At 69.7% G+C, this 23,455-nt stretch carries 22 protein-coding genes and 3 riboswitches; of the genes, 12 read left to right on the forward strand and 10 right to left on the reverse strand.

The features are described from left to right. Positions 1 to 126: 126 nt before the first annotated feature. Genes QM782_RS24130 through QM782_RS24145 form a run of 4 tightly spaced genes read left to right on the forward strand, consistent with a single transcriptional unit; the run spans position 127 to position 6,586 of the window. Positions 127 to 4,950, forward strand: a complete 4,824-nt coding sequence (locus QM782_RS24130; RefSeq protein WP_415205399.1) for a cobaltochelatase subunit CobN — start codon at positions 127 to 129, stop codon at positions 4,948 to 4,950. Next, positions 4,947 to 5,603, forward strand: coding sequence for a hypothetical protein (locus QM782_RS24135; RefSeq protein WP_415205400.1), 657 nt, complete (start codon positions 4,947 to 4,949; stop codon positions 5,601 to 5,603). The genes QM782_RS24130 and QM782_RS24135 overlap by 4 nt, the downstream gene beginning before the upstream one ends. Positions 5,604 to 5,627: 24 nt before the next feature. After that, complete coding sequence (locus tag QM782_RS24140; RefSeq protein WP_415205401.1) at positions 5,628 to 6,221, forward strand: MotA/TolQ/ExbB proton channel family protein; 594 nt, start codon at positions 5,628 to 5,630, stop codon at positions 6,219 to 6,221. Then, the gene (locus tag QM782_RS24145; RefSeq protein WP_415205402.1) at positions 6,218 to 6,586 is read left to right on the forward strand and encodes a DUF2149 domain-containing protein; all 369 of its coding nucleotides are present in this window, start codon (positions 6,218 to 6,220) and stop codon (positions 6,584 to 6,586) included. The genes QM782_RS24140 and QM782_RS24145 overlap by 4 nt, the downstream gene beginning before the upstream one ends. 28 nt (positions 6,587 to 6,614) lie before the next feature. Here QM782_RS24145 and QM782_RS24150 read toward each other — a convergent pair whose 3' ends face one another. From QM782_RS24150 to QM782_RS24165, 4 genes are read right to left on the reverse strand one after another with little or no spacing between them, the layout of a single operon-like run. Continuing rightward, positions 6,615 to 7,244, reverse strand: coding sequence for a histidine phosphatase family protein (locus QM782_RS24150; RefSeq protein WP_415205403.1), 630 nt, complete (start codon positions 7,242 to 7,244; stop codon positions 6,615 to 6,617). Positions 7,245 to 7,263: 19 nt separating this feature from the next. Continuing rightward, the gene (gene eno / locus QM782_RS24155) at positions 7,264 to 8,550 is read right to left on the reverse strand and encodes a phosphopyruvate hydratase (RefSeq protein WP_415205404.1); all 1,287 of its coding nucleotides are present in this window, start codon (positions 8,548 to 8,550) and stop codon (positions 7,264 to 7,266) included. A gap of 38 nt (positions 8,551 to 8,588) precedes the next feature. Next, on the reverse strand, positions 8,589 to 8,951 hold the full coding sequence (locus QM782_RS24160; RefSeq protein ID WP_415205405.1) for a hypothetical protein: 363 nt from the start codon (positions 8,949 to 8,951) through the stop codon (positions 8,589 to 8,591). Further along, the gene (locus QM782_RS24165; RefSeq protein ID WP_415205406.1) at positions 8,948 to 10,327 is read right to left on the reverse strand and encodes a voltage-gated chloride channel family protein; all 1,380 of its coding nucleotides are present in this window, start codon (positions 10,325 to 10,327) and stop codon (positions 8,948 to 8,950) included. Before QM782_RS24165 ends, QM782_RS24160 begins: the two co-directional genes overlap by 4 nt. Before the next feature lie 82 nt (positions 10,328 to 10,409). Next, positions 10,410 to 10,486, reverse strand: a riboswitch (Fluoride riboswitch). Positions 10,487 to 10,577: 91 nt separating this feature from the next. Next, a riboswitch (Fluoride riboswitch) is annotated at positions 10,578 to 10,658 on the forward strand. 245 nt (positions 10,659 to 10,903) lie between these two features. Between QM782_RS24165 and crcB the strand changes: the two genes are divergently transcribed. The 4 genes from crcB to QM782_RS24185 are packed head-to-tail and all read left to right on the forward strand — an operon-like array spanning position 10,904 to position 14,777. Beyond that, complete coding sequence (gene crcB, locus QM782_RS24170) at positions 10,904 to 11,293, forward strand: fluoride efflux transporter CrcB (RefSeq protein WP_415205407.1); 390 nt, start codon at positions 10,904 to 10,906, stop codon at positions 11,291 to 11,293. 38 nt (positions 11,294 to 11,331) lie between these two features. Next, positions 11,332 to 11,685, forward strand: a complete 354-nt coding sequence (locus QM782_RS24175) for a DUF190 domain-containing protein (protein ID WP_415205408.1) — start codon at positions 11,332 to 11,334, stop codon at positions 11,683 to 11,685. A 27-nt stretch (positions 11,686 to 11,712) separates the two neighbouring features. Next, entirely contained in the window at positions 11,713 to 13,272 is a 1,560-nt protein-coding gene (locus QM782_RS24180; RefSeq protein WP_415205409.1) for a MutS-related protein, read from the forward strand. Beyond that, positions 13,269 to 14,777 (forward strand): MutS-related protein, encoded by a 1,509-nt coding sequence (locus QM782_RS24185; RefSeq protein ID WP_415205410.1) that lies wholly within the window; start codon positions 13,269 to 13,271, stop codon positions 14,775 to 14,777. The genes QM782_RS24180 and QM782_RS24185 overlap by 4 nt, the downstream gene beginning before the upstream one ends. On the opposite strand, the gene QM782_RS24190 is transcribed toward QM782_RS24185, so the two are convergent. The 3 genes from QM782_RS24190 to QM782_RS24200 are packed head-to-tail and all read right to left on the reverse strand — an operon-like array spanning position 14,738 to position 16,805. Next, entirely contained in the window at positions 14,738 to 15,223 is a 486-nt protein-coding gene (locus QM782_RS24190; protein WP_415205411.1) for a universal stress protein, read from the reverse strand. The two genes, QM782_RS24185 and QM782_RS24190, sit on opposite strands and share 40 nt — an antisense overlap. Beyond that, positions 15,220 to 16,440 carry a cation:proton antiporter gene (locus QM782_RS24195; RefSeq protein ID WP_415205412.1) on the reverse strand — a complete coding sequence of 407 codons (1,221 nt, stop codon included), beginning with the start codon at positions 16,438 to 16,440 and terminating at the stop codon, positions 15,220 to 15,222. Before QM782_RS24195 ends, QM782_RS24190 begins: the two co-directional genes overlap by 4 nt. Beyond that, positions 16,437 to 16,805, reverse strand: coding sequence for a DUF190 domain-containing protein (locus tag QM782_RS24200; RefSeq protein WP_415205413.1), 369 nt, complete (start codon positions 16,803 to 16,805; stop codon positions 16,437 to 16,439). Before QM782_RS24200 ends, QM782_RS24195 begins: the two co-directional genes overlap by 4 nt. 188 nt (positions 16,806 to 16,993) lie before the next feature. Continuing rightward, positions 16,994 to 17,057: riboswitch (Fluoride riboswitch) on the reverse strand. A 136-nt stretch (positions 17,058 to 17,193) separates the two neighbouring features. Between QM782_RS24200 and QM782_RS24205 the strand changes: the two genes are divergently transcribed. Then, entirely contained in the window at positions 17,194 to 17,916 is a 723-nt protein-coding gene (locus QM782_RS24205; RefSeq protein WP_415205414.1) for an aldolase, read from the forward strand. 9 nt (positions 17,917 to 17,925) lie between these two features. Here QM782_RS24205 and QM782_RS24210 read toward each other — a convergent pair whose 3' ends face one another. The 3 genes from QM782_RS24210 to QM782_RS24220 all read right to left on the reverse strand — a co-directional run bounded on the left by QM782_RS24210 (position 17,926) and on the right by QM782_RS24220 (position 19,930). Further along, complete coding sequence (locus QM782_RS24210; protein ID WP_415205415.1) at positions 17,926 to 18,525, reverse strand: hypothetical protein; 600 nt, start codon at positions 18,523 to 18,525, stop codon at positions 17,926 to 17,928. 38 nt (positions 18,526 to 18,563) lie between these two features. Beyond that, a complete protein-coding gene (locus tag QM782_RS24215) occupies positions 18,564 to 19,211 on the reverse strand; it encodes a hypothetical protein (protein WP_415205416.1) in 648 nt (215 codons plus the stop codon). 338 nt (positions 19,212 to 19,549) lie between these two features. After that, positions 19,550 to 19,930: a hypothetical protein gene (locus tag QM782_RS24220; RefSeq protein ID WP_415205417.1), complete on the reverse strand. Its 381-nt coding sequence runs from the start codon at positions 19,928 to 19,930 to the stop codon at positions 19,550 to 19,552. A 270-nt stretch (positions 19,931 to 20,200) separates the two neighbouring features. On the opposite strand from QM782_RS24220, the gene QM782_RS24225 reads away from it, so the two are divergent. From QM782_RS24225 to QM782_RS24235, 3 genes are read left to right on the forward strand one after another with little or no spacing between them, the layout of a single operon-like run. Then, positions 20,201 to 21,580 (forward strand): CoA transferase, encoded by a 1,380-nt coding sequence (locus tag QM782_RS24225; protein WP_415205418.1) that lies wholly within the window; start codon positions 20,201 to 20,203, stop codon positions 21,578 to 21,580. Then, on the forward strand, positions 21,571 to 22,383 hold the full coding sequence (locus QM782_RS24230) for a prolipoprotein diacylglyceryl transferase family protein (RefSeq protein WP_415205419.1): 813 nt from the start codon (positions 21,571 to 21,573) through the stop codon (positions 22,381 to 22,383). Before QM782_RS24225 ends, QM782_RS24230 begins: the two co-directional genes overlap by 10 nt. Positions 22,384 to 22,439: 56 nt before the next feature. Then, entirely contained in the window at positions 22,440 to 23,426 is a 987-nt protein-coding gene (locus QM782_RS24235) for a Bug family tripartite tricarboxylate transporter substrate binding protein (protein ID WP_415205420.1), read from the forward strand. Positions 23,427 to 23,455 lie beyond the last annotated feature (29 nt).

Here is a 23,455-nt window from a genome sequence, read left to right on the forward strand (position 1 = left end):
ACGGGTCGTCAATTGTTATAACATCACAAAAAACAATGGATGTTACAACATCACATTCATGATGGGAGGACAGCGTTGAAGATGGTGGAACGAAGCGGCCCCGGGCCGGCATCCAGGCGCTGGCGCATGGCGCTGGCCGGCCTGCTGGCCCTGGCGGTGCTGGCCGCGCTGGGGCTGGGCTGGATCGCCTGGCTGGCGCCCACGCGGGTCGCGCTGGTCAACTACCCGGAATTCCAGGCCGCGCGCATCATCCAGGCCAGCCCCGGCGCCTTCGCCGGCGCGCGCGTGCTGCCGCTGGGCGAACTGGGCAAGGCCCGGCGCCACGACCTGGTGCTGGTCTTCGGCCGCGGCCTGAAGCTGGACGACGCGCAGGCGCAGCAGCTGCGCGCCGCGGGCGCGGCCGGCACGCCCGTCTACGTGGACGGCGCCACCAACCCGCAGCACGACCTGCTGACCACCCTGAAGGGCGCCGACCTCGACGCCGTGGCCGGCTACCTGCGCGGCGGCGGGCCGGCCAACTATGCACGGCTGCTGACCTACGCCCGCCGCGCGCTCGACGGCAAGCGCCTGTTCGCGGGCGACGTGCAGCCGCCGCAGCCCATGCCGCAGGACGTGTTCTTCCACCTGGCCGACGACGCGGTGTTCGCCGATTTCGCCAGCTTCGAGCAGTACCTGCACACACAGCCGGGCTGGAAGCCGGGCCGCCCGCGCGTGGCCCTGCTGACCAGCGTGCCCGGCCCCTTCAACGCCAACCGCGACCACGTGGACGCGATGATCCGCGCCCTGGAGGCGCTCGGCTTCGAGGTCGTGCCGGTCGCCGCCATCCGCCAGCGGCTGGCCTTCCTGCAGCAGGCCGACCCCGCCGCCGTGGTCTACATGCCGCACGGCCGGCTGACCCTGGGCCAGGCCGACGAGGCGCGCCAGTGGCTGGCCGCGCGCAACATCCCGCTGTTCGCACCGGTGAGCGTGTTCACCGAGGCCGATGAATGGCTGGCCGACCAGCGCAGCTTCGACGGCGGGCTGCTCACCATGTCGGTCACGCTGCCCGAGATCGACGGCGCGACCACGCCGATGGCGGTCGCCGCGCAGTTCCGCGGCGACGACGGCCTGCGCGTGTTCCGCGCGCTGCCCGGGCGGCCGGAGCGCTTCGCCAGCCTGGTGCAGCGCACCGTGGCGCACAAGGCCAAGGCCAATGCCGACAAGAAGCTCGCCATCTACTACTACAAGGGCCCGGGCCAGAGCGCGCTGACGGCCGGCGACCTGGAGGTGGTGCCCTCGCTCTACGCGCTGCTGCGCCGCCTGCGGGCCGACGGCTACCGCGTGGACGGCCTGCCTGCCACCGAGGCCGGCTTCGCCCAACTGCTGCAAGCGCGCGGCCCCAACATCGGCCCCTACGCCAAGGGCGATTTCGCCAGCTTCCTGCGCGATGCCGACCCGGCCTGGGTCAGCGCCGCGCAGCTGAACGGCTGGTGCGGCAAGCAGATCGTGCAACTGCTGTGCGACCAGGTCGCCCGGCAGTTCGGCCCCGCGCCGGGCGCCTACCTCAGCGATGGAACAGGCGCCGGGGGCCGCGTCGCCGTCGCGCGCGTGCCACTGGGCAACGTGGTGCTGCTGCCGCAGCCGCTGCCCGGCGCGGGCGAGGACACCTTCAGGCTCGTGCACGGCACCCGGCTCGCGCCGCCCTGGCCCTACGTGGCCTCGTACCTGTGGACGCGCGAGGTCTTCGGCGCCGACGTGGTGATGCACTTCGGCACCCACGGCAGCCTGGAATTCACGCCGCACAAGCAGGTGGCCCTGTCGGACCGCGACTGGCCTGACGCGCTGATCGGCGGCGTGCCGCACGTCTACCTCTACACCATGGGCAATGTGGGCGAGGCCATGGTCGCCAAGCGCCGCAGCTACGCCACCATCGTCTCGCACCTGACGCCGCCGCTGCGCGAAGGCGGCGCGCAGTCCGGCCACAAGCAGCTCGCCGACCGGCTGCAGGCCTGGGACGCCGCCGACAGCCCGGCCCTGCGGCACCAGTACGCGCAGGACATCCAGCGCCAGGCCGTGGCGCTGGGCCTGCACCGCGACCTGTCGCTCGACGCGCAGACGCCCTGGAGCGACGAGCAGCTGGCGCGCCTGGCCGACCACATGGAGACCGTGGAGGACGCGCGCATCACCGAGGGCCTGTACACGCTGGGCACGCCCTACGCGCCGCAGGCGCTGGACACCACGGCGCGCCTGATGGGGCTGGACGCGCTGGTGCAGGCGCTGGCCGAGCTGGACGTGGCGCGCGGCACGGTGCGGCGCGAGCAGCTCGACCGTTCGGCGTGGCTGGCACGCACCTACCGCCCGCGCGCCGAGGCGCTGATCGCACAGGCGCAGCGCGGCGATGCGGCCGAGGCCGGGCCCCCACGCTTCCCCGCCTCGCATGGTCCGCAGCCCCCCGCGGGGGCGCTTTCCACCCCGGGGCGGCCCGGCGACGAGAAGGTGCTGGCGCAGGCCGTCAAGCCCGACGAGCTGCGGCGCGCCGAAGCCTGGGCGGCGGCGCAGCGCCAGCCCAGTGACGACGAGCTGGTGCGCGGCTTCATCGCGCTGGGCGCATCGCGCGCCGCCCCACGCAGTGCCGGCGCAGCCGTCGACGAAGCCGCGCTGCGCCAGCACCTGGCGCGCGCGCTGGCCGACCCGAAGAAGCGCGAGTTCCTGGAGAGCCTGCGCTCGGACCAGAAGCTCAGGCATGCGCTGCGCTCGCTGGACCCCGAGTCCCTGCAGACCGCGCGCACCGTGGCCAAGGCCATCCCGGCCATGGCCGAGGCGCTGGAGATCGCCGCCGGCCCCGACGTGAAACCGCTGCTGTCGGCCATGCAGAGCGAGCCCCTGCGCCGCAAGGTCCTGGGCTGGCTGTCGGAGCCGGAACTCCAGGCCAGTGTCGACTCCGAAGCCCGCCGCGCCCGTAACTCCCTGCAGGCCCAGGCGCGCGAGCACGCAGGCGCGCTGCAGGCCGCCGAGGCCACGCCGGACGCGCAGGTGGCCGCACGGCGCGTGGACGCCCTGGATGCTTCCGCGCAAACGCAACTGCTGGCCGCGCTGCGTTTCTGGCAGCAGGCGCCCGAGCTGGGCGCGCCCTGGCAGGCGCGCCGGCAGCCCGCGGCCGCCGGCATCGCCCTGCTCACGCATGCGCTGGAGCGCCGGGCCGACCAGCGCGCCGAAGGCGAGCGCCGCTTCGCCCAGGCCGTGCTGACGCTGCGCGAGCGCGTGCAGGCCATCCCGCATTACCGCGGCCAGCTGGCCGACAGCCCGGCGCGCGAGCTGGCCGCGCTGACCAACGCATTGGCGGGCGGCTTCACGCAAGCGTCCTCGGGCGGCGATCCGCTCATCAACCCGCTGGCGCTGCCCACGGGCCGCAACCTGTTTTCCATCGATGCGGAAAAGACTCCCTCCGAGCAGGCGTGGACCGTGGCGCGCCAGCTCGTCGACCAGATGCTGGCCCAGCACCGCGCCGCGCATGGCGGCCAATGGCCGGCCAAGGTGGCCTTCACGCTGTGGGCCGGCGATTTCATCCACACCGAGGGCACCGGCATCGCGCAGATCCTGTACCTGCTGGGCGTGTCGCCGGTGCGCGACCCGTTCGGGCGCGTGTCGGGCCTGCGCCTGGTCCCGCGCGAGGAACTGGGCCGCCCGCGCGTCGACGTGGTGGTGCAGACCTCGGGCCAGCTGCGCGACCTGGCGGCCTCGCGGCTGGGCCTGATCAACCAGGCCGTCGCCCTGGCCGCGCAGGCGCGCGAGCAGGACAACGCCGTCGCCCAGGGCGTGCAGGCCGTGGAGCGGCAGCTCAAGGAGCGCGGCGCCTCGCCCGCCGACGCGCGGCGCTTCTCGGCCGTGCGCGTGTTCGGCGGCGTCAACGGCAACTACGGTACCGGCATCATGGGCATGGTCGAGGCCGGCGACCGCTGGCAGGACCGCTCCGAGGTCGCCAAAACTTATCTCTCCAACATGGGTGCAGCCTTCGGCGACGGCGACCTGTGGGGCGCCTACCAGGCCGGCGCCTTCGAGGCGGCGCTGGCCGGCACGCAGGTGGTGATGCAGCCGCTGTCGTCCAACACCTGGGGCCCGATCTCGCTGGACCACGTCTACGAGTTCATGGGCGGGCTGAACCTGGCGGTGCGCGAGGTCACCGGCCAGGAGCCGGCCGCCTACTTCAGCGACTTCCGCAACGCCGCGCGGCCCACGGTGCGCGAGGCCGGCGCGGCGATCGCCGTGGAGGCACGCGCCACCGTGCTGAACCCGGCCTACATCGAGGCCATGGCCAGGGGCGGCGCCTCCTCGGCCGAGGTGTTCGCCGAGACCTTCCGCAACCTCTACGGCTGGAACGTCACGCGGCCCTCCGCCATCCCTTCCGAGTTGTGGGACGCGCTCGCCGACACCTACGTGCGCGATGCGCGCGGCCTGGGCGTGCACGCCTTCTTCGAGCGCGCCAACCCCTACGCGCTGCAGGAGATGACGGCGGTGATGCTGGAGACCGCGCGCAAGGGCTACTGGCAGCCCGGCGACGCGCGGCTGCGCGAAGTGGCGCAGCTGCACGCCGGCCTGGTGGCGCGCTTCGGCGCCAGCGGCACCGAGTTCGTCAACGACAACGCCGCGCTGCGCGGCTTCATCGCCGCCCACCTGGAGGCCGAGCGCCGCCAGGCCTACGACGAGGCGCTGCAGGCCGCCAACCAGGGCCCGTCCGTCGACACCGCCAAGGCCACGGTGCTGCGCAAGACCGATGCAGCGCCCGACACCAGGCAAGCCGCCGGCCGGAACGCCGAGCCCGGCCGCGAGCCCGGCGCCGCGCGGCCCGACGCGCCACTGGCCCTGCGCCCCGGCGCTTCCGCCGTGGCCGTGCTGCTCGGCGCGCTGCTGGCCTTGGCGGCGCTGGTGCTCTGGCTGCGCCGCCGCCATGCCGGCCCGGGAAGCCGGGCATGAGCACGGACGGCAGCGTGCTGCTGGCGCTGGCCGCCTGCTGCCTCGCCCTCGCCGCCCTGCAGGCCGCGGCATGGCCCCGGCCGCTGCAATGGGCGATGGCGCTCGCCGTGGTGGCCGCGCTGGCCGCCTCCGGCGAGCTGGCCAGCCGCACCAGCACGGCGGAGATCCTGCGCTGGGCCGCGTCGCCGCAGCGGCGGCAGGACCTGGCGGCGCTGCTGCTGGCCGAGGCCCTGCTGTTCGGCAGCCAGGCCGTGCGGCAGGCGCAAGGCCAGGCCACGCGCGGATGGCGCTGGCTGGGCTGGCTGCCGCCGCCATCGGCGCTGCTGGCGCTGTTCTTCGCCCAGGTGGCGGTGATGCTGTGGGTCGACGGCTGGGACTACGCCACGCTGGCCTGGCTCTGCGCGCTGGGCTTCGCCGCGCTGCTGGCCGCGGCCACGGCGCTGCTGCGCCAGGCCCTGCCCGACGGCGCCACGCGCTGCGCATTGCGCGTGGGCCTGCACGGCGCACAGGCCGTGGCCGGGCTGTGGCTGGCGCGGCCGCCCCTGCGGGCCGCCATCGACCCGGTGCCGCTGTGGGGCGGCCGCCTGGCCATCGTCGCCGCGGTGGCCGCCGCGCTGGCCGCGCTGGGCTGGCTGGCGCAGCGGCGGCGCTGATTCCTTTCCAAGCACGCACACCTCATGGAATCCCTCATCCAAACCCTCTCCTGGATCTCGACCGCGCTGCAGGTGCCGGTGGTGGTCGCCATCCTGTACCTGCTGGCGCGCGGCCTGCTTGCGCTGGGCGACTTCTACGGCCGCTGGAGCGACCGGCTGCGCCGGACGCGCGGCACCGGCGCGCTGGCCACCGTGCCCGCCGGGGAGCTGCTGGACCTGCTGACGCGCGCCAGCCCGCGCCGTGCCGACGCGCTGCGCCAGGCCCTGGACGCCCTGCGCCAGGCGCCCGCCGACGCGGCCTGGCACGAGCGCGTGGTGACCGAGTTCGAACTGGCGGCCGACCGCCGGCTGGCACTGCTGCGCACCATGACGCGCATCGGCCCGCTGCTGGGCCTGATGGGCACGCTGATCCCGCTCGGGCCGGCGCTGGTGGCGCTGGCCGCCGGCGACATCGCGGTGCTGGCGCGCAAGATGGAGGTGGCCTTCGCCACCACCGTGGTGGGCCTGGTGATCGGTGCCATCGGCTTCCTGCTGCACCAGGCCGCGCAGCGCTGGGCCATGGACGACCTGTCGCTGCTGGAGTTCGTCAGCGCCCGCCTGCGGGGAGGCCCGGCATGAGCCGGCGCCGCTCCCTGCTGCGCGGCGGCCTGGGCGCCGACAGCGACGACATGGACCCGATGGGCTTCCTGATCAACCTGTTCGACGTGGCCCTGGTGTTCGCGCTGGCGCTGATGATCGCGCTGGTCTCCAACCTGCGCATCGCCGACATGCTCACGGCCAAGGACTTCACCGTGGTCAAGAACCCGGGCCAGCCCGACATGGAGATCATCACGCGCGAAGGCGGCAAGGTCTCGCGCTACGTGGCCGGCCAGGCCCCGGCCGATGGCGGCAGCGCCCGCCAGGGCCAGCGGGTCGGCACGGCCTACCGGCTGGACAGCGGGGAAATCATCTACGTGCCGGACGCCGGCCCGGCTGGCAAGTGACCGCCCGCGTGCGGGGCGGCCGCGCGCGTCATGCCGCCTCGGCGTCCAGTCCGAGCGTGTGGTGCGTCTCGTTGATCCGGTGCAGGGTGAACTCGCCGCCCTCCGCCACGATCTCGTTCACGCAGCACGGCTCCTGCCTGATCCGCCAGTAACGGGCCAGCGGCAGCCCGAGGCATTGCAGCAGCAGCACCCGGTTGATGCTGTCGTGCCCCACCAGGACGACCGTCTGGCCGCGGTGCCGGCGCAGGACCGCCTGCAGCACCCGGGAGGAGCGGACCAGCACCTCGGCCAGCGTCTCGCCGCCCGGGATCGCGGCCAGGTCGGGCGTGGCGAACCACGCCTGCAGTTCGCCGGGCCAGCGCGCGCGGACTTCGTCGTGGGCCAGTCCCTGCCATTGGCCGTAGTGGATGTCGGCCAGGTCGTCCAGGACCCGGGCCGGCGCGCCGGTCGCCCGGGCGATCGCCTCGCCGGTCCGCACGCAGCGCGACAGCGGGCTGGTGTGCACGGCGTCCGGCTTCCAGCTCTGCGCGATCCGGCGTGCCAGCGCCTCCGCCTGGCGTTCGCCCAGCCGCGACAGGGGCAGTTCCGCCCGGCCCCGGAACCGCTCGGGCGCGATCCAGTCGACGTGCCCGTGGCGGGCGAGGATGATCCTGGTCATGGGGGTGCTCCTTTCCTTCTCACCGTACGAATGCCGCGCGGCCCGCGTAGTGGGCGTCGCTGCCCAGCGCCTCCTCGATGCGCATGAGCTGGTTGTATTTCTCGACGCGCTCGCCGCGGCAGGGCGCGCCGGTCTTCAGGTGCCCGGTGCCGAGCGCGACGGTCAGGTCCGCGATGAAGCTGTCGACCGTCTCGCCGCTGCGGTGCGACACCATCGCGCCCCAGCCGGCCCGGTAGGCCATGTCCACGGCGGCGCGGGTTTCGGTGAGCGTGCCGACCTGGTTGGGCTTGATCAGCACGGCGTTGGCGACGTCCTCGCGGATGCCCCGTTCGATGCGCTCGACGTTGGTCACGAACAGGTCGTCGCCGACCAGCTCGATCCGGGCACCGAGCCGCTCGTTCAGCCGGCGCCAGCCGGCCCAGTCGTCTTCCGCCAGGCCGTCCTCCAGCACCGCGATGGGGTACCTGGCGACCCACTCCTCGTACAGGCCGACCAGCTCTTGCGCCGTGACCTGGCGGCTCTCGCTGCGCAGGTGGTAGAGGCCGTCGGCGAAGAAGCCGCTCGACGCGGGGTCGAGCGCGAGCACCACCTGCTCGCCCGGCCGGTAGCCCGCGCCTTCGATCGCCGCCAGGATGAACTCGACCGCATCGCGGTTGCGCCGGAGCGCCGGGGCGAAGCCGCCTTCGTCGCCGACCGCCGTGGAATGGCCGCGCTCCTTCAGGACCGCGCGCAGGCGGTGGTAGATCTCGGCCCCCCAGCGCAACGCCTCGGAGAAGCTCTCGGCGCCCACCGGGGCGATCATGAACTCCTGGAAGTCCGGGCCCTGCCAGTTCGCATGGACGCCACCGTTGAGGACGTTGAACATGGGCACCGGCATGCGCAGGGCCCGGGCGCCCGCGAGATGGCGGAACAGCGGCTGGCCGCAGGCCTGCGCCGCCGCACGGGCCACCGCGAGGGACACGCCGACGATCGCGTTGGCGCCGAGTCGCGCCTTGTTCGGCGTGCCGTCGAACTCGACCAGCACCTGGTCGATGCCGGCCTGGTCGCAGGCGTCCAGGCCATGCAGCACCGCCGCGATGCCCTTGTTGACGTGGGACACCGCCGTGCGCACGCCCTTGCCGCCGAAGCGCGGGGAGTCGCCGTTCCGGAGCTCGACCGCCTCGTGGACGCCGGTCGACGCGCCGGAGGGCACGGCCGCGCGCCCGGACGCGCCGCCTTTCAGCCGGACGTCGACCTCGAGGGTCGGATTGCCGCGCGAGTCCAGGATCTCGCGCGCGTGGATGGTCTGGATGCCAGAGGACGGCATGGTCGGTCTCCTTGGGGGCTGCTGAAAATCGTCGCCGGTCACGGGTGGTCGAGCGGCAGTTCGCACAGGAACAGCACCGCGTGCACCTTGCGCAGTTCCTCCGCGTGCTGGTGCATGAAGTCGCGCAGGCGATGCTCGCTGTCCAGCAGTTCCAGGCACTGGGGGTGCCGCATGCCGTTCAGCTCCGGATGGTGGTGCGACATCCGCCCGCCCGGCAGGTAGCCGGAGCTGACCGGGTGCAGCATCGCCTGCAGCAGCTTCGCGTCCTGCGCGGCCTTCAGCAGGTGCTGCGCCAGCGCCGGGGCGCTCAGGTGATGCCAGAAGCGCGTCGCCCTGGCCCTGGTCGCGACCGGAAAGTACAGGCGCAGCGCGGCGAGCTGCTGGCGGGATCTGGGGGTCATCGATGCACCTCCTTCCCGGGGATGGCGGCTGCCTCCGGACCGCCTGGCGCCGGCGCCGCAGGCGGCTCCGCCCCGACGGCGACCTTCTGCTTGCGGAAGTGCGCCAGGTCGGCGATGCGCAGCTCCTCCGGGACCGCGTGCCGGTGCTTGCCGTGCTTGCTGCGGCCCAGGCGCTGCGCGTGGTAGATGCCGGTATGGCCGGAGAACAGGTAGGCGGTGATGCAGCCGATGGCCGCCAGGGGGCCGATCTCCGCGCCGAACAGCTCCATCGCCATCAGCGTCGTCGCGATGGGCGTGTTCGCCGCGCCGGCGAACACGGCGACGAAGCCGATGCCCGCCAGCATCGGGAACGGCAGATGCAGCAGCGGCGCCAGCGCATTGCCCAGAGTCGCCCCGATGTAGAACAGCGGCGTCACTTCCCCGCCCTTGAACCCCGTGCCGAGCGAGAGCACCGTGAAGACGAGCTTGCCGAGGAAGTCCCAGGGCTGCATGGGCTCCTGGAACGAACGCACGATGTCCGGAATGCCCAGGCCGATGTAGCGGTAGGCATCGAGCGCCCAGACCGCGGTGGCGATCACCACGCCGCCCACGAAGGGCCGCAGCGGCGCATAGGCGATCCGCCGCTTCACCAGCGCGCCCAGCTGGTGCGCCGCCGTCGCGAACACCGCGCCGACGAGGCCGAAGACGATGCCGGCCAGCACCACGGCCAGCACGCTCCAGGCGCCGATCGGCACGACCTCGGGAACCATGTAGTGGGTATGGTGGACGCCGAACGCCAGGCAGACCTGGTCCGCGACGATCGCGGCCACGACGCAGGGGAACAGCGCGTCGTAGCGCATGCGGCCGATGGCCAGCACCTCCAGCCCGAACACCGCCCCGGCCAGCGGCGTGCCGAACACGGCGGCGAAGCCGGCGCTGATGCCGGCCATCAGCACGATGCGGCGGTCCTCGTGCTTCAGGCGGAACACGTGGGTGAGCTGGTCCGCCAGCGCGCCGCTCATCTGCACGGCGGTCCCCTCGCGGCCGACCGAGGCGCCGAACAGGTGGGAGACGACCGTTCCCCCCAGGACCAGCGGCGCCATGCGCAGCGGCACGACCTTCTTGGGATCGTGGATCTCGTCGATGATGAGGTTGTTGCCGCCGTCCACCTGCTTGCCCAGCAGGTGGTAGACCAGGCCGACGCCGAGCCCCGCCAGCGGCAGCAGCCAGATGATCCAGCGATGGGCCTCGCGCCACGCGGTGGCGCGGTCCAGCGACACGAGGAAGAAGGCGGAGGCACTGCCCGCCAGGGCGGCCACGACGCTCGCGATGACGAGCCACTTGCCGAGGGACGGCAGCAGCTCGAGCTGTTCAGGACGACGAAGATATCTGCGCATGGGTCATTCGCTGCTCGAATCGATCGGGCTGACCCATGCCAAGGATGTGAACGCGAACGCCTACAGCCCCGACGCAGGTCAGGTTTCTGTAGGCGTCATCAGCAGCGCTAGAGCGGCTGCGGTTGTGTCGGAAGGAGGAACGCCATCTCCCGGCGGGCACTATACACGCGTTCCGCAGCCGCATCGGCCTTGCGCAATGACCCGAGGCAGGCGCCCGCCAAGCATGCGAGAACGGCCCGGATGGCTATACTGACGCGCTGGAGATGGCATGCCTCCACCCTCGGCGCAATGCCAGGGAAACCGCCATTCGGCTGATGATGCCTACAGGCCCTGGACGAGGGACGCTGTGGGTTGTCGACTGCGGCGCTCGCCGGCCAGGTGTTTCTGACGCACTGGAGTCGCCGCGATGCGCATGGGCCATCACGCTGCACGGAACACGCCGGCTGCCCCGGCATCGCGGGTGCGCGCCGTCTCGCACGGCCGCGCGATGCCGGCACGGGCCTCACCGGCCCCGGCTCTCGCGCGCGCCGTCCACCGGCCCTGCGCCGGATGCATTCGAGCACCAGAAAGAAGAACATGAGCGGTCTCGCCATTCTTGCCGTCTTCAGCGGCGCGGGCCTGGGGGCCTTGCTGCGCTGGTGGCTGAGCATCCTGCTGAACCCGATCTTTCCCACCATCCCGATGGGCACGGTCTCGGCCAACCTGATCGGCGGCCTACTGGTCGGCGTGTCGAGCGCCTACTTCAACCACCATTCGGGACTGCCGCCGGAATTCCGGCTCCTCGTGATCACCGGCTTCCTGGGCGGCCTGACGACGTTCTCGACCTTCTCCGTCGAAGTCGTCACGCTCATCGGCCGCCACGAATACGCGTGGGCACTCGGCGCCGCAAGCCTGCACCTCGGCGGCTCCCTGCTCCTGACCGGCGCCGGCATCTTCCTGGCCCACTGGCTGCTGATCCGCAGCTGAAGCCCGGCAATCAACGCATTGATACGGAGAGCGTCCCCATGCAAGGCATTTATCTCAAGTTCTATGTGCAGGAGAAGACCCGGCACCACGGCGTCCTCGCCTACGAATGGCTGCTGGAACAGGCCAAGGCCATCGGCATCCACGGCGGCACCGCCTTCCGGGCGATCGCCGGCTATGGACGGCACGGCCACCTGCACGAGGAGCACTTCTTCGAGCTGGCGGGCGACCTGCCGATCGAGGTCGGTTTCGCGCTGGAGGAAGCGGACGCGCAGCGCCTCCTGGACCATCTTGCCGGCGAGAAACTCGCTCTGTTCTACATCAAGGTGCCCGTGGAACTGGGCGTCATCGGCACGCCACCGCCTTCCGATCCGCAGCCGTCTCGGAAGACGTAGCCGCCGCCGGCACCCCCAGGAGGCAGCATGCCTGCACCGATCCCCGCATCGTCCATGGAAGCGAGGTTCGAGAGCATCCTGGGCGAAGCGGGCGCCGGCCCGCACGCACCGGCGCCGCCGGACTGCTTTCACGACCTCGGGCTCGACCAGATCGTGCAGGCCGTCGCCGCGCCCTGGCAGGAGCACGACCTCGCCGGCTTCTTCCATGCCAGCCTGCGGTCCGAGGACGCCATCGTCTTCCGGCAGGAGGTGATGCGCGACCTGGAGCAGCCGGAAGTCATGGCCGCCGTGCGCGGATTCACCGAGCGGCTGCGCCACATGCGCCAGCAGCTGCCGCTGGCGACCCAGCGACACAACGTGCACGAGTGCAACCGCTGGCACCTGGAGGCGGTCCGGCGCTACGGCGAGGCCGTCGCCACGCTGCACCGCGAGCTGGCGCCGCTGGCGCTGTGCTCGCGCGGCCTGCGGCGGTGGCGCGGATACGTCGCGGGCTATGCCGGGTCCGCGCCCTTCACGCGCCTGATGGCGCAGGCGGCGCAACTGGAGCGCGACCTGGCCGCGATCACCTATACCGTGACGATCGCCGGCTCCCGGGTCTCGGTGCGCCGCTATGCCGGCGAGCCGGACTACACCGCCGAGATCGAGCGGACCTTCGCCAAGTTCCGCCGCGGCACGGTGAAGGACTACCTCGCCAGGCTGCCGGTCACGGTGGGCCTGAACCACATCGAGGCGCAGGTGCTGGACGGCGTCGCGCACCTGAACCCGGAAGTCTTCGGCGCCCTGTCGGCATTCCGCGCGGAGCACCCGGTCTTCATCGACCCGCAGGTCGAACGCTTCGACCGCGAGATCCATTTCTACATCGGCTGGCTGGACTTCATCGCGCCGTTCCGGCGTGCCGGCCTGGCGTTCTGCTACCCGGACGTGTCGAACGCCACCAAGGACATCGAGGTGCGCGCCGCCTTCGACCTGGCGCTGGCGCGCCGCCTGCTGGCACAGGGCGAGGCCGTCGTCTGCAACGGCTTCGAGCTGCACGGCACCGAGCGCATGATCGTCGTCACGGGCCCCAACCAGGGCGGCAAGACGACCTTCGCGCGCATGTTCGGCCAGTTGCACTGGCTGGCCGGCCTCGGCTGCCCGGTACCGGCCGGGCGGGCCCGGCTGTTCCTGTTCGACCGCCTGTTCTCGCATTTCGAGCGCGAGGAGGACATCCGCAACCTGCGCGGCAAGCTGCACGACGACCTGGTGCGCATGCAGCACATCCTGGCCCGGGCGACGCCGGACTCGATCGTGGTGATCAACGAAATCTTCTCGTCCACGACCCTGCAGGACGCGCTGTTCCTCGGCCACGAGATGCTGGAGCGGCTGTCCCGCCTCGACGCCCTCGCCGTGTGCGTGACCTTCCTGGACGAGCTGGCGAGCTTCTCGCCCCAGGTGGTCAGCATGGTCGCCGCCATCGACCCGGCGGCCCCCGCGGCACGCAGCTTCAAGCTCGAACGGCGCGCGGCGGACGGCCTGGCGCACGCGCTGGCGATCGCCGAGAAGTACCACGTCACCGGCGCCTGGCTGAAGGAGCGCATTCCGCCATGAAAGCCTTGCTGATGCATCCGGACCGGGATTTCGACGGCGAGCAGCCCGTTCCCGGCCACGCCGACACGCTGTCCCAGGATCTCGAACTGCCGACGCTCTGGACGGCCATGGCGGGGGAGGACGACTTCCTGCGCGAGGTCGCGCGCAAGGCCATCCTGCTCGCCCCCGGCAACGACGCGGCGACCGTGCGCCATCGCCAGCAGGTCCTGGCGGACGCGCTCGCCCATCCGCAGGAAGTACGTACGCTCTACGCCCTCGCGGTCGACGCGATCGAAGGACGCCGCAAGTTCTGGTTCGGCGCATTCATGAACTACCCGAGCGGCATCCTGCGCAGCACGGTCGACGTCATGCAGTTCTTCGCGGGCATGCTGCGCAAGCTGCGCCTCTTCGCCGAGCGCGAAGGCAGGGCCTTCGGGTCGCCAGGATTCAGCGCCCTCTTCGCGATGCTGCGCGCCGAGTGCGACGACGGCTACCTGGCCACCGTGCAGCGGCATCTGCAGGCGCTGCGGTTCGAGGGCGGCGTGCTGATCAGCGCATCGCTCGGCCGCGGCAACGAAGGGATCGGCCATGTGCTGCGGCAGCCGCCCGAGAAGCCGCCGCTGTGGGAGCGGTGGTTCCATCGGGGGCCGCCGCAGTTCGGCTTCCAGCTGCACGAACGGGACGAAGCCGGCGCGCGCATGCTCGGCGACATCGAGGACCGCGGCGTCAACCTGGTGGCCAACGCGCTGGCGCAGTCCTGCGACCACGTGCTGGGCTTCTTCCAGATGCTGCGCACGGAACTGGCTTTCTACGTGACCTGCCTGCATCTCCACGAGAAACTGGCGGCCGCCCAGGCCCCGTGGTGCCTGCCCGGCATGGCCGAGACAGGCTCCCTGCAGTTCAGCTGCGCGGACCTGCGCGACGCCTGCCTGGTGCTGCAGATGGGGCCGGCGGTCGTCGGCAACACGGTGGCGGCGGACGGACACGGCCTCATCGTGGTGACGGGCGCAAACCAGGGCGGCAAGTCCAGCTTCCTGCGGGCCTGCGGCCTCGCACAGCTGATGATGCAGGCTGGCATGTTCGTCTGCGCCCGGGCCTATGCGGGCGAACGCTGCACCGGCCTGTTCACGCACTACAAGCGCGAGGAGGATGCCTCGCTCAAGAGCGGCAAGCTGGACGAGGAACTGGCGCGGCTGAGCGGGATCGCCGGCGCCATCCGGCCGGGCTGCCTGTTCCTCTCCAACGAATCCTTCGCCTCCACCAACGAGCGCGAAGGATCGGAGATCGCGCGCCAGACCGTGGACGCGCTAAGCGCGCGGCGCATCAAGGTGATCGCCGTGACGCACCTGTTCGACTTCGCGCACCGGCTCGCGGCGCAGCGCCGGGCCGACGCCTTGTTCCTGCGCGCCGGGCGGCGCGAGGACGGCGCCCGCTCGTTCCAGCTGGCCGTGGGCGAACCGCTGTCGACCAGCTTCGGCCAGGACCTCTACGCGCAGGTCTTCGGCGCCGCCGCGGCGCCGGCCTGAGCCGCGGCACGGCGGGCCCGCGCATCGCCCTGCCGGACGACGGTGACGGCGCAGGGCGCGTAGGCCACGACCTGCCGGGCGACCGAGCCGATCAGCCAGCGCTCGAACAGCGTATGCCCCCGGTGGCCGACGACGATGTGGTCGACGGCATGCTGCTCCGCATGGCGCACCAGCTGCTCGGCCGGATGCCCGACGACCAGATGGGCCTGCGCGTCGACGCCGTCGTTGGCCAGGCGCAGCTTCAGCGCCGACAGCACGCGGTGGTAGCGGCGCTGCGCGTCCTCGATGGCGGCCTGCGCCTCGACCTCGTCGCCGAAGTCGGGGGGCCGGGCGACCACCAGCACATGCAGCTCGGCGCCGTAGCGCAGGGCCAGGTCGACGGCGAAGCGGTAGGCCTGGTCGGCCGATGCCGACCCGTCATGGCCGAGCAGGATCCTGTGGATCATGAGGCTCTCCTCGCGGGAACGCCGCCTTCTCCGCCGATGGCGGCGGCGCCATCGGGCTGCGCCGGCGCGGTGCCGATCAGGTGGCGCGGCAGGAAAAAGGCATTGGCGACGAGCGTCGGCACGACGGCGCTCAGGATGACGGTGGCGACCAGCGCCGAATACTGGGCCTGGGTGATGACGCCGTGCGACAGGCCGAACAGCGCGGCGATCGTGCCGAAGGTCAGCCCCGTGGACATCAGCATCGTCGTGTACGCGGCCTCGCCGCGCGGCGCCCGGTGGGCCCGCGTGACCGGATACACGCCGACGATCTTGGCGGCCATCTTGGCCACGAGCAGGACCAGCATCGCCGCCGGCGCCGCCACCAGGGCGGGGATCGACACCAGCGAGCCCGCGCGGATGAAGTAGAACGGCGTCAGCAGCCCGAAGGTCAGCGTGCGCAGCCGCCGCACCAGCACATGGTCCTTGCCGACGGTGCCGGCCAGCACCATGCCGATCAGGTAGGCGGGCAGCACCGCCTCGCTGTCGGCCCAGGTGGCCAGCGCGCCCATGCCGAACAGGCACAGCATCAGGAACTTGGCCTCCAGTTCCGACGGCCGGCCGCCGAAGCGCCGGAAGAACCACGGCGTGACGACGGGCAGCACGACGAAGACGGCGACCCCGGCGCCCAGGAACACCAGCGTGCGCACGCTGAACGGCGCGAACAGCAGCCCCAGCGCGACGACGGTGGCCAGGTCGGTCACGAAGCACGCGGCCAGCACCGTCTTGCCGTAGTCCGTCTGGTTGAGCCCGAACTCCAGCATGACCGCGTAGACGACGGCCACCGAGGTGGTGGACATCGCGATGCCAGCCAGCCAGCTCGCCGGGACCGACCAGCCGAGCGCGAAGCGCGCGACGGCCGCGCAGCCGAGGAACGGCACCAGGAAGCTGATGAACCCGACGGCGCAGGCCTCCTTCCACTGCCGCTTGAAGACCACCGGGTCCAGCTCGGCCCCGGCCAGGAACGTCAGCACGATGGCCCCCGCGCCGGCGAGGAACTGCAGCCAGGAGGCATCGCCCGCCAGGACCGTGCTCCCGAGCAACGCGCCGATGACCAGTTGCGCGATGGTGCCGACGACGATCTCCGACAGCGCCGTGGCGACCTTCAGCCAGATGGACAGCAAGGTGGCGATCAGCGCCAGCGCGAGCCAGAGCGCGGCCTGGGCCCAGATCCCGGTCATGGCGGGCCCTCCCGGGGCGGCACGCCGCCGTTCGCCGGATCGCCCTCCTTCGGGTTGATGACGCCGAAGACCGCCGGGATGCGTGCATAGAACACGCGGACGCTCTCGCGCCGCAGCAGCGCCAGCAGCTGTTCCACTTCCTCGTCGGTGACGATGAACTCGACCTCCACGGTCAGGGTGCCGGCCAGCTCGAAGAAATGGTCTTCGTAGAGGACGTGGTGGCTGCCGAAGCCGGCCATCGCCCGGAACGCGGAACCGCCCCGGATGCCCAGCCTGTTCGCCTGCTGCAGCAGCCATTCCCACAGCAGCGTGTGGTGGATGCGCTGGTCCTCGTGCACATAGAAGCGCAGGAAACAGCCGGTCATGGCCGCTGCTCCCGGCCGTGCCGGCCTGCGGCGCCGCGCCGCCCGCTGCGCGGCGGCTCGCTGCCGGCGGCCCTGTCCCCGGGGCCTGGAAAGCGTGGTGATCCGTTCACATCCGGCTCCTTCGCAAACGTGGAGCGGGTGGGCACCGAGCGAACCAGAAACGAAAAATGCCTACCGCGCTCGCCTTGAGCTTGGTAGGCATCATCAGCCCTGACGGGCGGTTAGAGGAGGCATGCCATCTCCTGCCGATTCATTCTAGCGAGCGGCCCTGGCGGCGGCAATGTCCACGCTCCGGCCATGGAGGAGGCACTTCCGTCCGGCCCGGTGCGCCCGCACCCGCGCCGGATTCGCTATCGTCGGAGCCCCCACGACCGCACCGGAGCCCCCCATGCACCATTCCGACGATTTCGACCATCCCGCCGTGCGCCAGCTGCGCGAGGACCTGGCGCTGGCGCTGCGGGCCGCGGCCCACCACGGGCTGGCCGAGGGCGTCTGCAACCACTTCAGCGTGGAGCTGCCGGACGGCAGCGGCCGCTTCCTGCTGAACCCGCGCGGCCTGCTGTGGGCCGAGGTGCAGGCCGGCGACATCGTGATGGTCGACGCCCACGGCGAACGGCTGGCCGGCCGGCACCCGGTGGAGCCCACGGCCATGTTCATCCACGCCGCGGTGCACCGGCTGTGCGGCCAGGCCGTGGTGCTGCACACGCACATGCCGTACGCCACCGCGCTGACGCTGACCGCGGACGGCATGCTGGACACCTGCCTGTCGCAGAACGCGATGCGCTTCCACGGCCGCGTGGCGATCGATCCGGTCTACAACGGCCTGGCGCTGGACGCCGCGGAGGGCGAGCGCATCGCCCGCGCGCTGGGCCGGTCGGACGTGGGCTTCCTCGCCAACCACGGCGTGGTGGTCTGCGCCGCGCGCATCGACCACGCCTACGACGACCTCTACTACCTGGAGCGCGCCTGCATGGCCCAGGTGCTGGCGCAGTCCACCGGCCGGCCGCTGCGGCGGGCCGATCCGGCCCTCGTCGCGCACGTCTGCGCGCAGACGCTGGGCGAGCGGCTGCAGTCCGAGCTGTTCTTCGAGGCGCTGCGGCGCCAGCTTTGAACAAACAGCCTACCGAAGCATTTTGTCAAGTTTTGTTGCTGCGTCGTCCAAAATAATCGATGCGTTTTTCTTTCCCAATGGCGTCAAATCAGAAAGTGTCGCAACAATTTCAATCATAAACGAATTATTCTCAGAGTTATCTTTTATCCAGCTTAATTTTAATATCTCTCCAGAATCATCATCCGATCTCACTAAGCTAAAATTTCCAGCGGAATTATTTATTTTTGCATTCAGAATCGCCCCCTTGGCATCAACCGTTGCACCATCCAACTTATATCTCCATATAGTAACCATATAAGAGCTTATCGGAGCTGCGGCGCTTGGCGTCAAGAAAAAAGTTGTCCTATTAGGAGTTTCATTAACAACGGCATCAAGCTTACACTCACAAAATCTTGGCGTATCCAAGTCACCATCTTTAGGCAGTCGAGCATGTCGCCGAATTTTTTCTTGTGCATCAAGATATTTTCTTGGCGCAACAACCGTCCGAAATCTCCCATCCCTAACAGGGACCTGTGATACCTTTGCACCTCCTCCCATAATTGTTTCCTGCTTAGAAACAGAAAATGGCGGCGGCTCTTTCGATATAGAGTTCTGAGCCATAGCCGACATGGAACTCAAAGCAGATATTAATATGATGCGATTTACAATCATCGATCCCAAACCCCCCAATTTAGCAAGTTACAATTATACGCCCTAGTATCACTCAGATGCCCAGTAAAACCAGAAATCGGATCGTAATACCAATGCTGCCCATACACAACTATATTATCCAAGAGTCCGGGATTTTTTGGGGATATTTTCTGAAAAATTGACTCATGTCCAGCTCTCGCAGAGCGCAACCACTTTCTGTTCGTCACATGCCTTGCCAAAATTGGATCATTCAGCAACGCGGGATCTATTGATTCATTTTTCCACCCCTGGCTAGTAGCCTCAAGAATTATGCTCCATCTATCATCTCGACTACTCACAGGACTCTCATAAGCCAATTTTAATGCCTTGGTTTTTGCAAACAAAAAGTATCTATCAGCAAAGTAGTCAGTTGTCACTGACTCCAATGCCCACCAATTCAGTGCTTGCTTCGTTTTTGCCTCAGAAGAAATTTTCTTGTACTCTTCAACGGACATCTGACTTATTGCCTTGAATAGCAACAGCATTGCCGTACGCGTCGTATCGCTCAATACCGTATTTAATTCACTCATTGAGCACGAGCGACTTACAGCCCCGAGAGCATAGGCATTAGATCCAGTCACCCCAATGTATATAGTTAAAATTCTCAAAACCCTTCTAGAAATCACGGCGCCCCTCCATAACAAACCCTACACGCCGGCCAGTCATATGAAGTTTTCGGAACGCTTGTTGGCGGAGGAGCACCTTTGACTGCATTTTGAAGCATTGGAACTTTTACTGTTGAGTCAGGTTTTAACGCCGAAGCCGCAGTTTCAGCGCTGACACCCCCAGTCGACGTACCTGCGCCCTCTGGATCAGAGTTAACAGACTCAGCAGCAGGCGGAAAGAGATTCGGTATGTATATTAATAAATCATTCGTCTGCGCCGAACACTCCAACCAAATAGAAACAAAAACCATCGGCAACAAGAGAACACGCCGGAAATTAATCATGACGACAGAGATCATTCAGTACAAAACATAAATCGACTGAACCAAGTTCGAACCAGCCTCTCCATTTCCACATTCATTGATTTCAATATAAACATATTTCTTCTGAGACAACGCAACCAATGCCGCCGCATACATCGCCTTTCCAGAATTTGTCGAGATATTTATTGAGAAAAATGGATAACTACAAAAAGATCCGGCAGGCATATTTGCCCCTATAAAAACCACATCACCAACAGCATATGGCCGGACATATGTTAAAGTTACAGCATTGGATGTCGGCTCGGAAATAACCGAGGAACAAAAAACAGATAATAGAATAAATAACGTTGCTTTAATGCAATGGAGTTGCTTTTTAATCACAAGGAATCCTTCTTTGGAGCTATTGAAAGGCGACATGATACACCTCTCGGCAAGCGCCAGATTGCTTGAAAATCAATGAAGAAAGATCTCGAACGCACGCTAAGATTTTTCAATTTCTCAACGATGCATGTGCTCTATGTGACCACCAGTCCCCATTTCTATCGCCGGTCAAGGGCTTTTACTCTCGAGTCGAGAACCGTCAGTCTGCCCGCAGGCGTTACAGCCCTAACGTTTGCACCACTAGGGTGCGATGGCCTGTAGCTTGACGCCGTTTCTTGTGAGTCCTTTCATTCACGCCCCCTGAGCATGGACGCGCACGACACCGCCGCCGCGATCTGGCGCCTCGCCGCGCTCCCGGCCGAGGCGCTCACCCAGCTCGCGCTGACCGGGCAGGACCCGGTATTCCCCTCCTCCTTCGCCGTCGGCACCGCGGCCCAGGCCAGCATGGCCGCGGCGGCGCTGGCCGCCTGCGAACTGGGCCAGGCGCGCGGCATCGCCCGCCAGCAGGTCGCCATCGACATGGCGCACGCGGCCACCGAATGCAGCGGCTGGTTCAGCCTGGACGGCCGCGTGCCGGCGCAGTGGGACGTCTTCTCGGGCCTGTACCGCTGCGCCGACGGCCATGTGCGGCTGCATGCCAACTTCGCGCACCACCGCGACGGCGCGCTGCGCCTGCTGGGGCTGGAACCGGCCCGCGCCCGGCGCGCCGATGCCGAGCAGGCCCTGCTGGGCTGGCGCGCGCTGGACTTCGAGCAGGCCACGGCCGAGCGCGGCCTGGTCGCCAGCGCACTGCGCAGCTTCGCGCAATGGGACGCCACGCCGCAGGCGCAGGCCGTCGCCGCGCAGCCGCTGCTGACGATCACCCGCATCGGCGAAGCGCCGCCGCTGGCGCTGCCGCCCCTGGCCGGCGACGCCCCGCCGCTGGACGGCGTGCGCGTGCTGGACCTCACGCGCATCCTGGCCGGCCCGGTCGGCGGCCGGGCGCTGGCCGCGCTCGGCGCGGACGTGCTGCTGGTCAACAGCCCGCACCTGCCCAACATCGAGGCCATCGCCGACACCAGCCGCGGCAAGCGCTCGGCCCACGTGGACCTGCGCACGGACCAGGGCCAGGCGCAGCTGCGCGCCCTGCTGGCCGGCGCGCACGTGTTCTCGCAGGGCTACCGGCCCGGCGGCCTGGCCGCGCTGGGCTGGGGCCCCGAGGTGCTGGCCGCGCTGCGGCCAGGCCTGGTCTGCGTCTCGCTGACGGCCTATGGCGCGCAGGGCCCCTGGGCCGCGCGGCGCGGCTTCGACTCCCTGCTGCAGACCGCCATGGGCTTCAACCAGGCCGAGGGCGAGGCCGCCGGCGACGGCATGCCGCGCGCGCTGCCGATGCAGATCCTGGACCAGGCGACCGGCTACCTGATGGTCTTCGGCGCGGCGGCCGCGCTGTGGCGCCAGCAGCGCGAAGGCGGCAGCTGGCACGTGCAGGTCTCGCTGGCGCAGACCGCGCAGTGGCTGCGCGGCCTGCCGCGCGTGCCCCATGGCCTGCAGGCCGTGCCACCGGACCGCGCGCCCTTCCTCGCGACGGCGGACTCCGGCTTCGGCCTGCTGTGCGCGGTGCGCCCCGCCGTCCGCCTGGGCCGTGCGACCGTGGGCTACCGCCGCCCGTCGATGCCGCCCGGCAGCCACGCCCCCGCATGGACCTGAGCCTCCAACTCGGCCCGCTGGTGCTGCCGGCCGCGCCGCTGCTGCTGCTCGGCGCCGTGCTGCTGGGCTTCATGCTCGGCCAGCGGCTGGGGCGCCGGCACGGCGTGGCGGTGGACGCGCAACTGTGGTGGCTGCTCGGCATCTCGCTGCTGTGCGCGCGGCTGGCCTTCGTCTGGAGCTACCGCGAGGCCTACCTGGCGCAGCCGCTGGACGTGCTGGACCTGCGCGACGGCGGCTGGAGCCCGGTCGCCGGCATCGTCGGCGGCTGGCTCGCCGCGGCCGCGCTGGTGCCGCCGCGCCGGCCCGCGCGGCGGCCGGTGCTGGCGGCGCTGACCCTGGCCAGCGGGCTGTGGCTGGCGGGCTCGCTGGCGCTGCAATGGCACGGCCTGCGCCAGGAGCGCACGCTGCCGGCGCTGCAGCTCGCCACCGCGGACGGGCGGAGCGTGGACCTGCGCTCCTTCCGCGGCCGGCCGGTGGTGCTGAACCTCTGGGCCACCTGGTGCCCGCCCTGCCAGCGCGAGATGCCGGTGCTGCAGCAGGCCCAGGCGCAGCGGCCGGACGTGCACGTGGTCTTCATCAACCAGGGCGAGAGCGCGGCCCGCGTGCTGCAGTACCTGTCCGCGCGCCAGCTGAACCTGCGCAACCTGCTGCTCGATCCCAAGGCCAGCGCCGGCCAGGCGTTCGGCCACCGGGCGCTGCCGACGACCTATTTCTTCGACGGCGCGGGCCGCCTGGTGGACGCACGCATCGGCGAGCTGTCGCACGCCACGCTGGCCCGGCACCTGCGGCAGCTCGGCCGCTGAGGAGCGGGCACCGGTGGGTTATGGTCCGCGCCTCAGCCATTCCCAGGAGACATCCGATGCACCGACCGTCGTTCCCCCAGCGCCGCAGCGCGCTGGCGCTGCTGCTGGCCGCGGGCTGCGCCCCCGCGGCATTGGCCCAGGCGCCCTACCCCGGCAAGCCGATCACCGTGGTCGTGCCCTTCCCGCCGGGCGGGCAGACCGACGTGATCGGCCGGCTGATCGGCGACCAACTGGCGCGGCGGCTGGGCCAGCCGGTCATCGTGGAGAACCGGCCCGGCGTCAACGGCTCGCTGGGCTCCGAGCAGGTGGCGCGGGCGGCGGCCGACGGCTACACGCTGGTCGTCACCGGGCCCGGCACGCACGCCATCAACCAGCTGGTGAATCCGAACGTGAAGTACGACGCGCGCAAGGACTTCACCCACGTCGCGATGATCACGCGCGCCGGCAACGTGCTGCTGGCCTCGCCGGCGTTCAAGGGCGCGAGCGTGGCCGACGTGGTGGCCATGTCCAAGGCCAGGCCGAAGTCGATCAACTTCGCGCTGACCGGCATCGGCTCGTCGGGCCACATGTCGATGGAACTGCTCAAGCAGGCCGCCGGCATCGACTTCAACGCCGTGCCGTACAAGGGCGACGCGCCGGCCATCACCGACCTGATCGGCGGCCAGGTGGACCTGCTGTTCGTCAACGCCACGGCCGCCGGCGCCCAGGTGCGGGGCGGCAAGCTGCGCGGCCTGGCCGTGACCAGCCCGGAGCGCAACGACCTGCTGCCCGAGCTGCCGACCATGGCCGAGGCCGGCCAGCCGGGCGTCGTCGCCCAGTCCTGGACCGGGCTGGCCGGCCCCGCCGGGCTGCCCGCGGCCGTGGCCGAGCGGCTGAACCGCGAGGTGCAGCACATCCTGGCGCTGCCCGAGGTGCGCGAGCGCTTCGCCGCCACCGGCAACACCGCGGTGCCCGGCACGCCGGCCGATGCGGCGCGCTTCGTCGCCGACGAAGTGGCCAAGTGGAGCCGGGTCGTGCAGGCCGGCAACATCCGCGCCGAGTGAGCCCGGGGATGGCGCAGGCCGGCCGTCCT

Source organism: Pseudorhodoferax sp. (assembly GCF_047601025.1).
GTDB lineage: Bacteria > Pseudomonadota > Gammaproteobacteria > Burkholderiales > Burkholderiaceae_C > Pseudorhodoferax.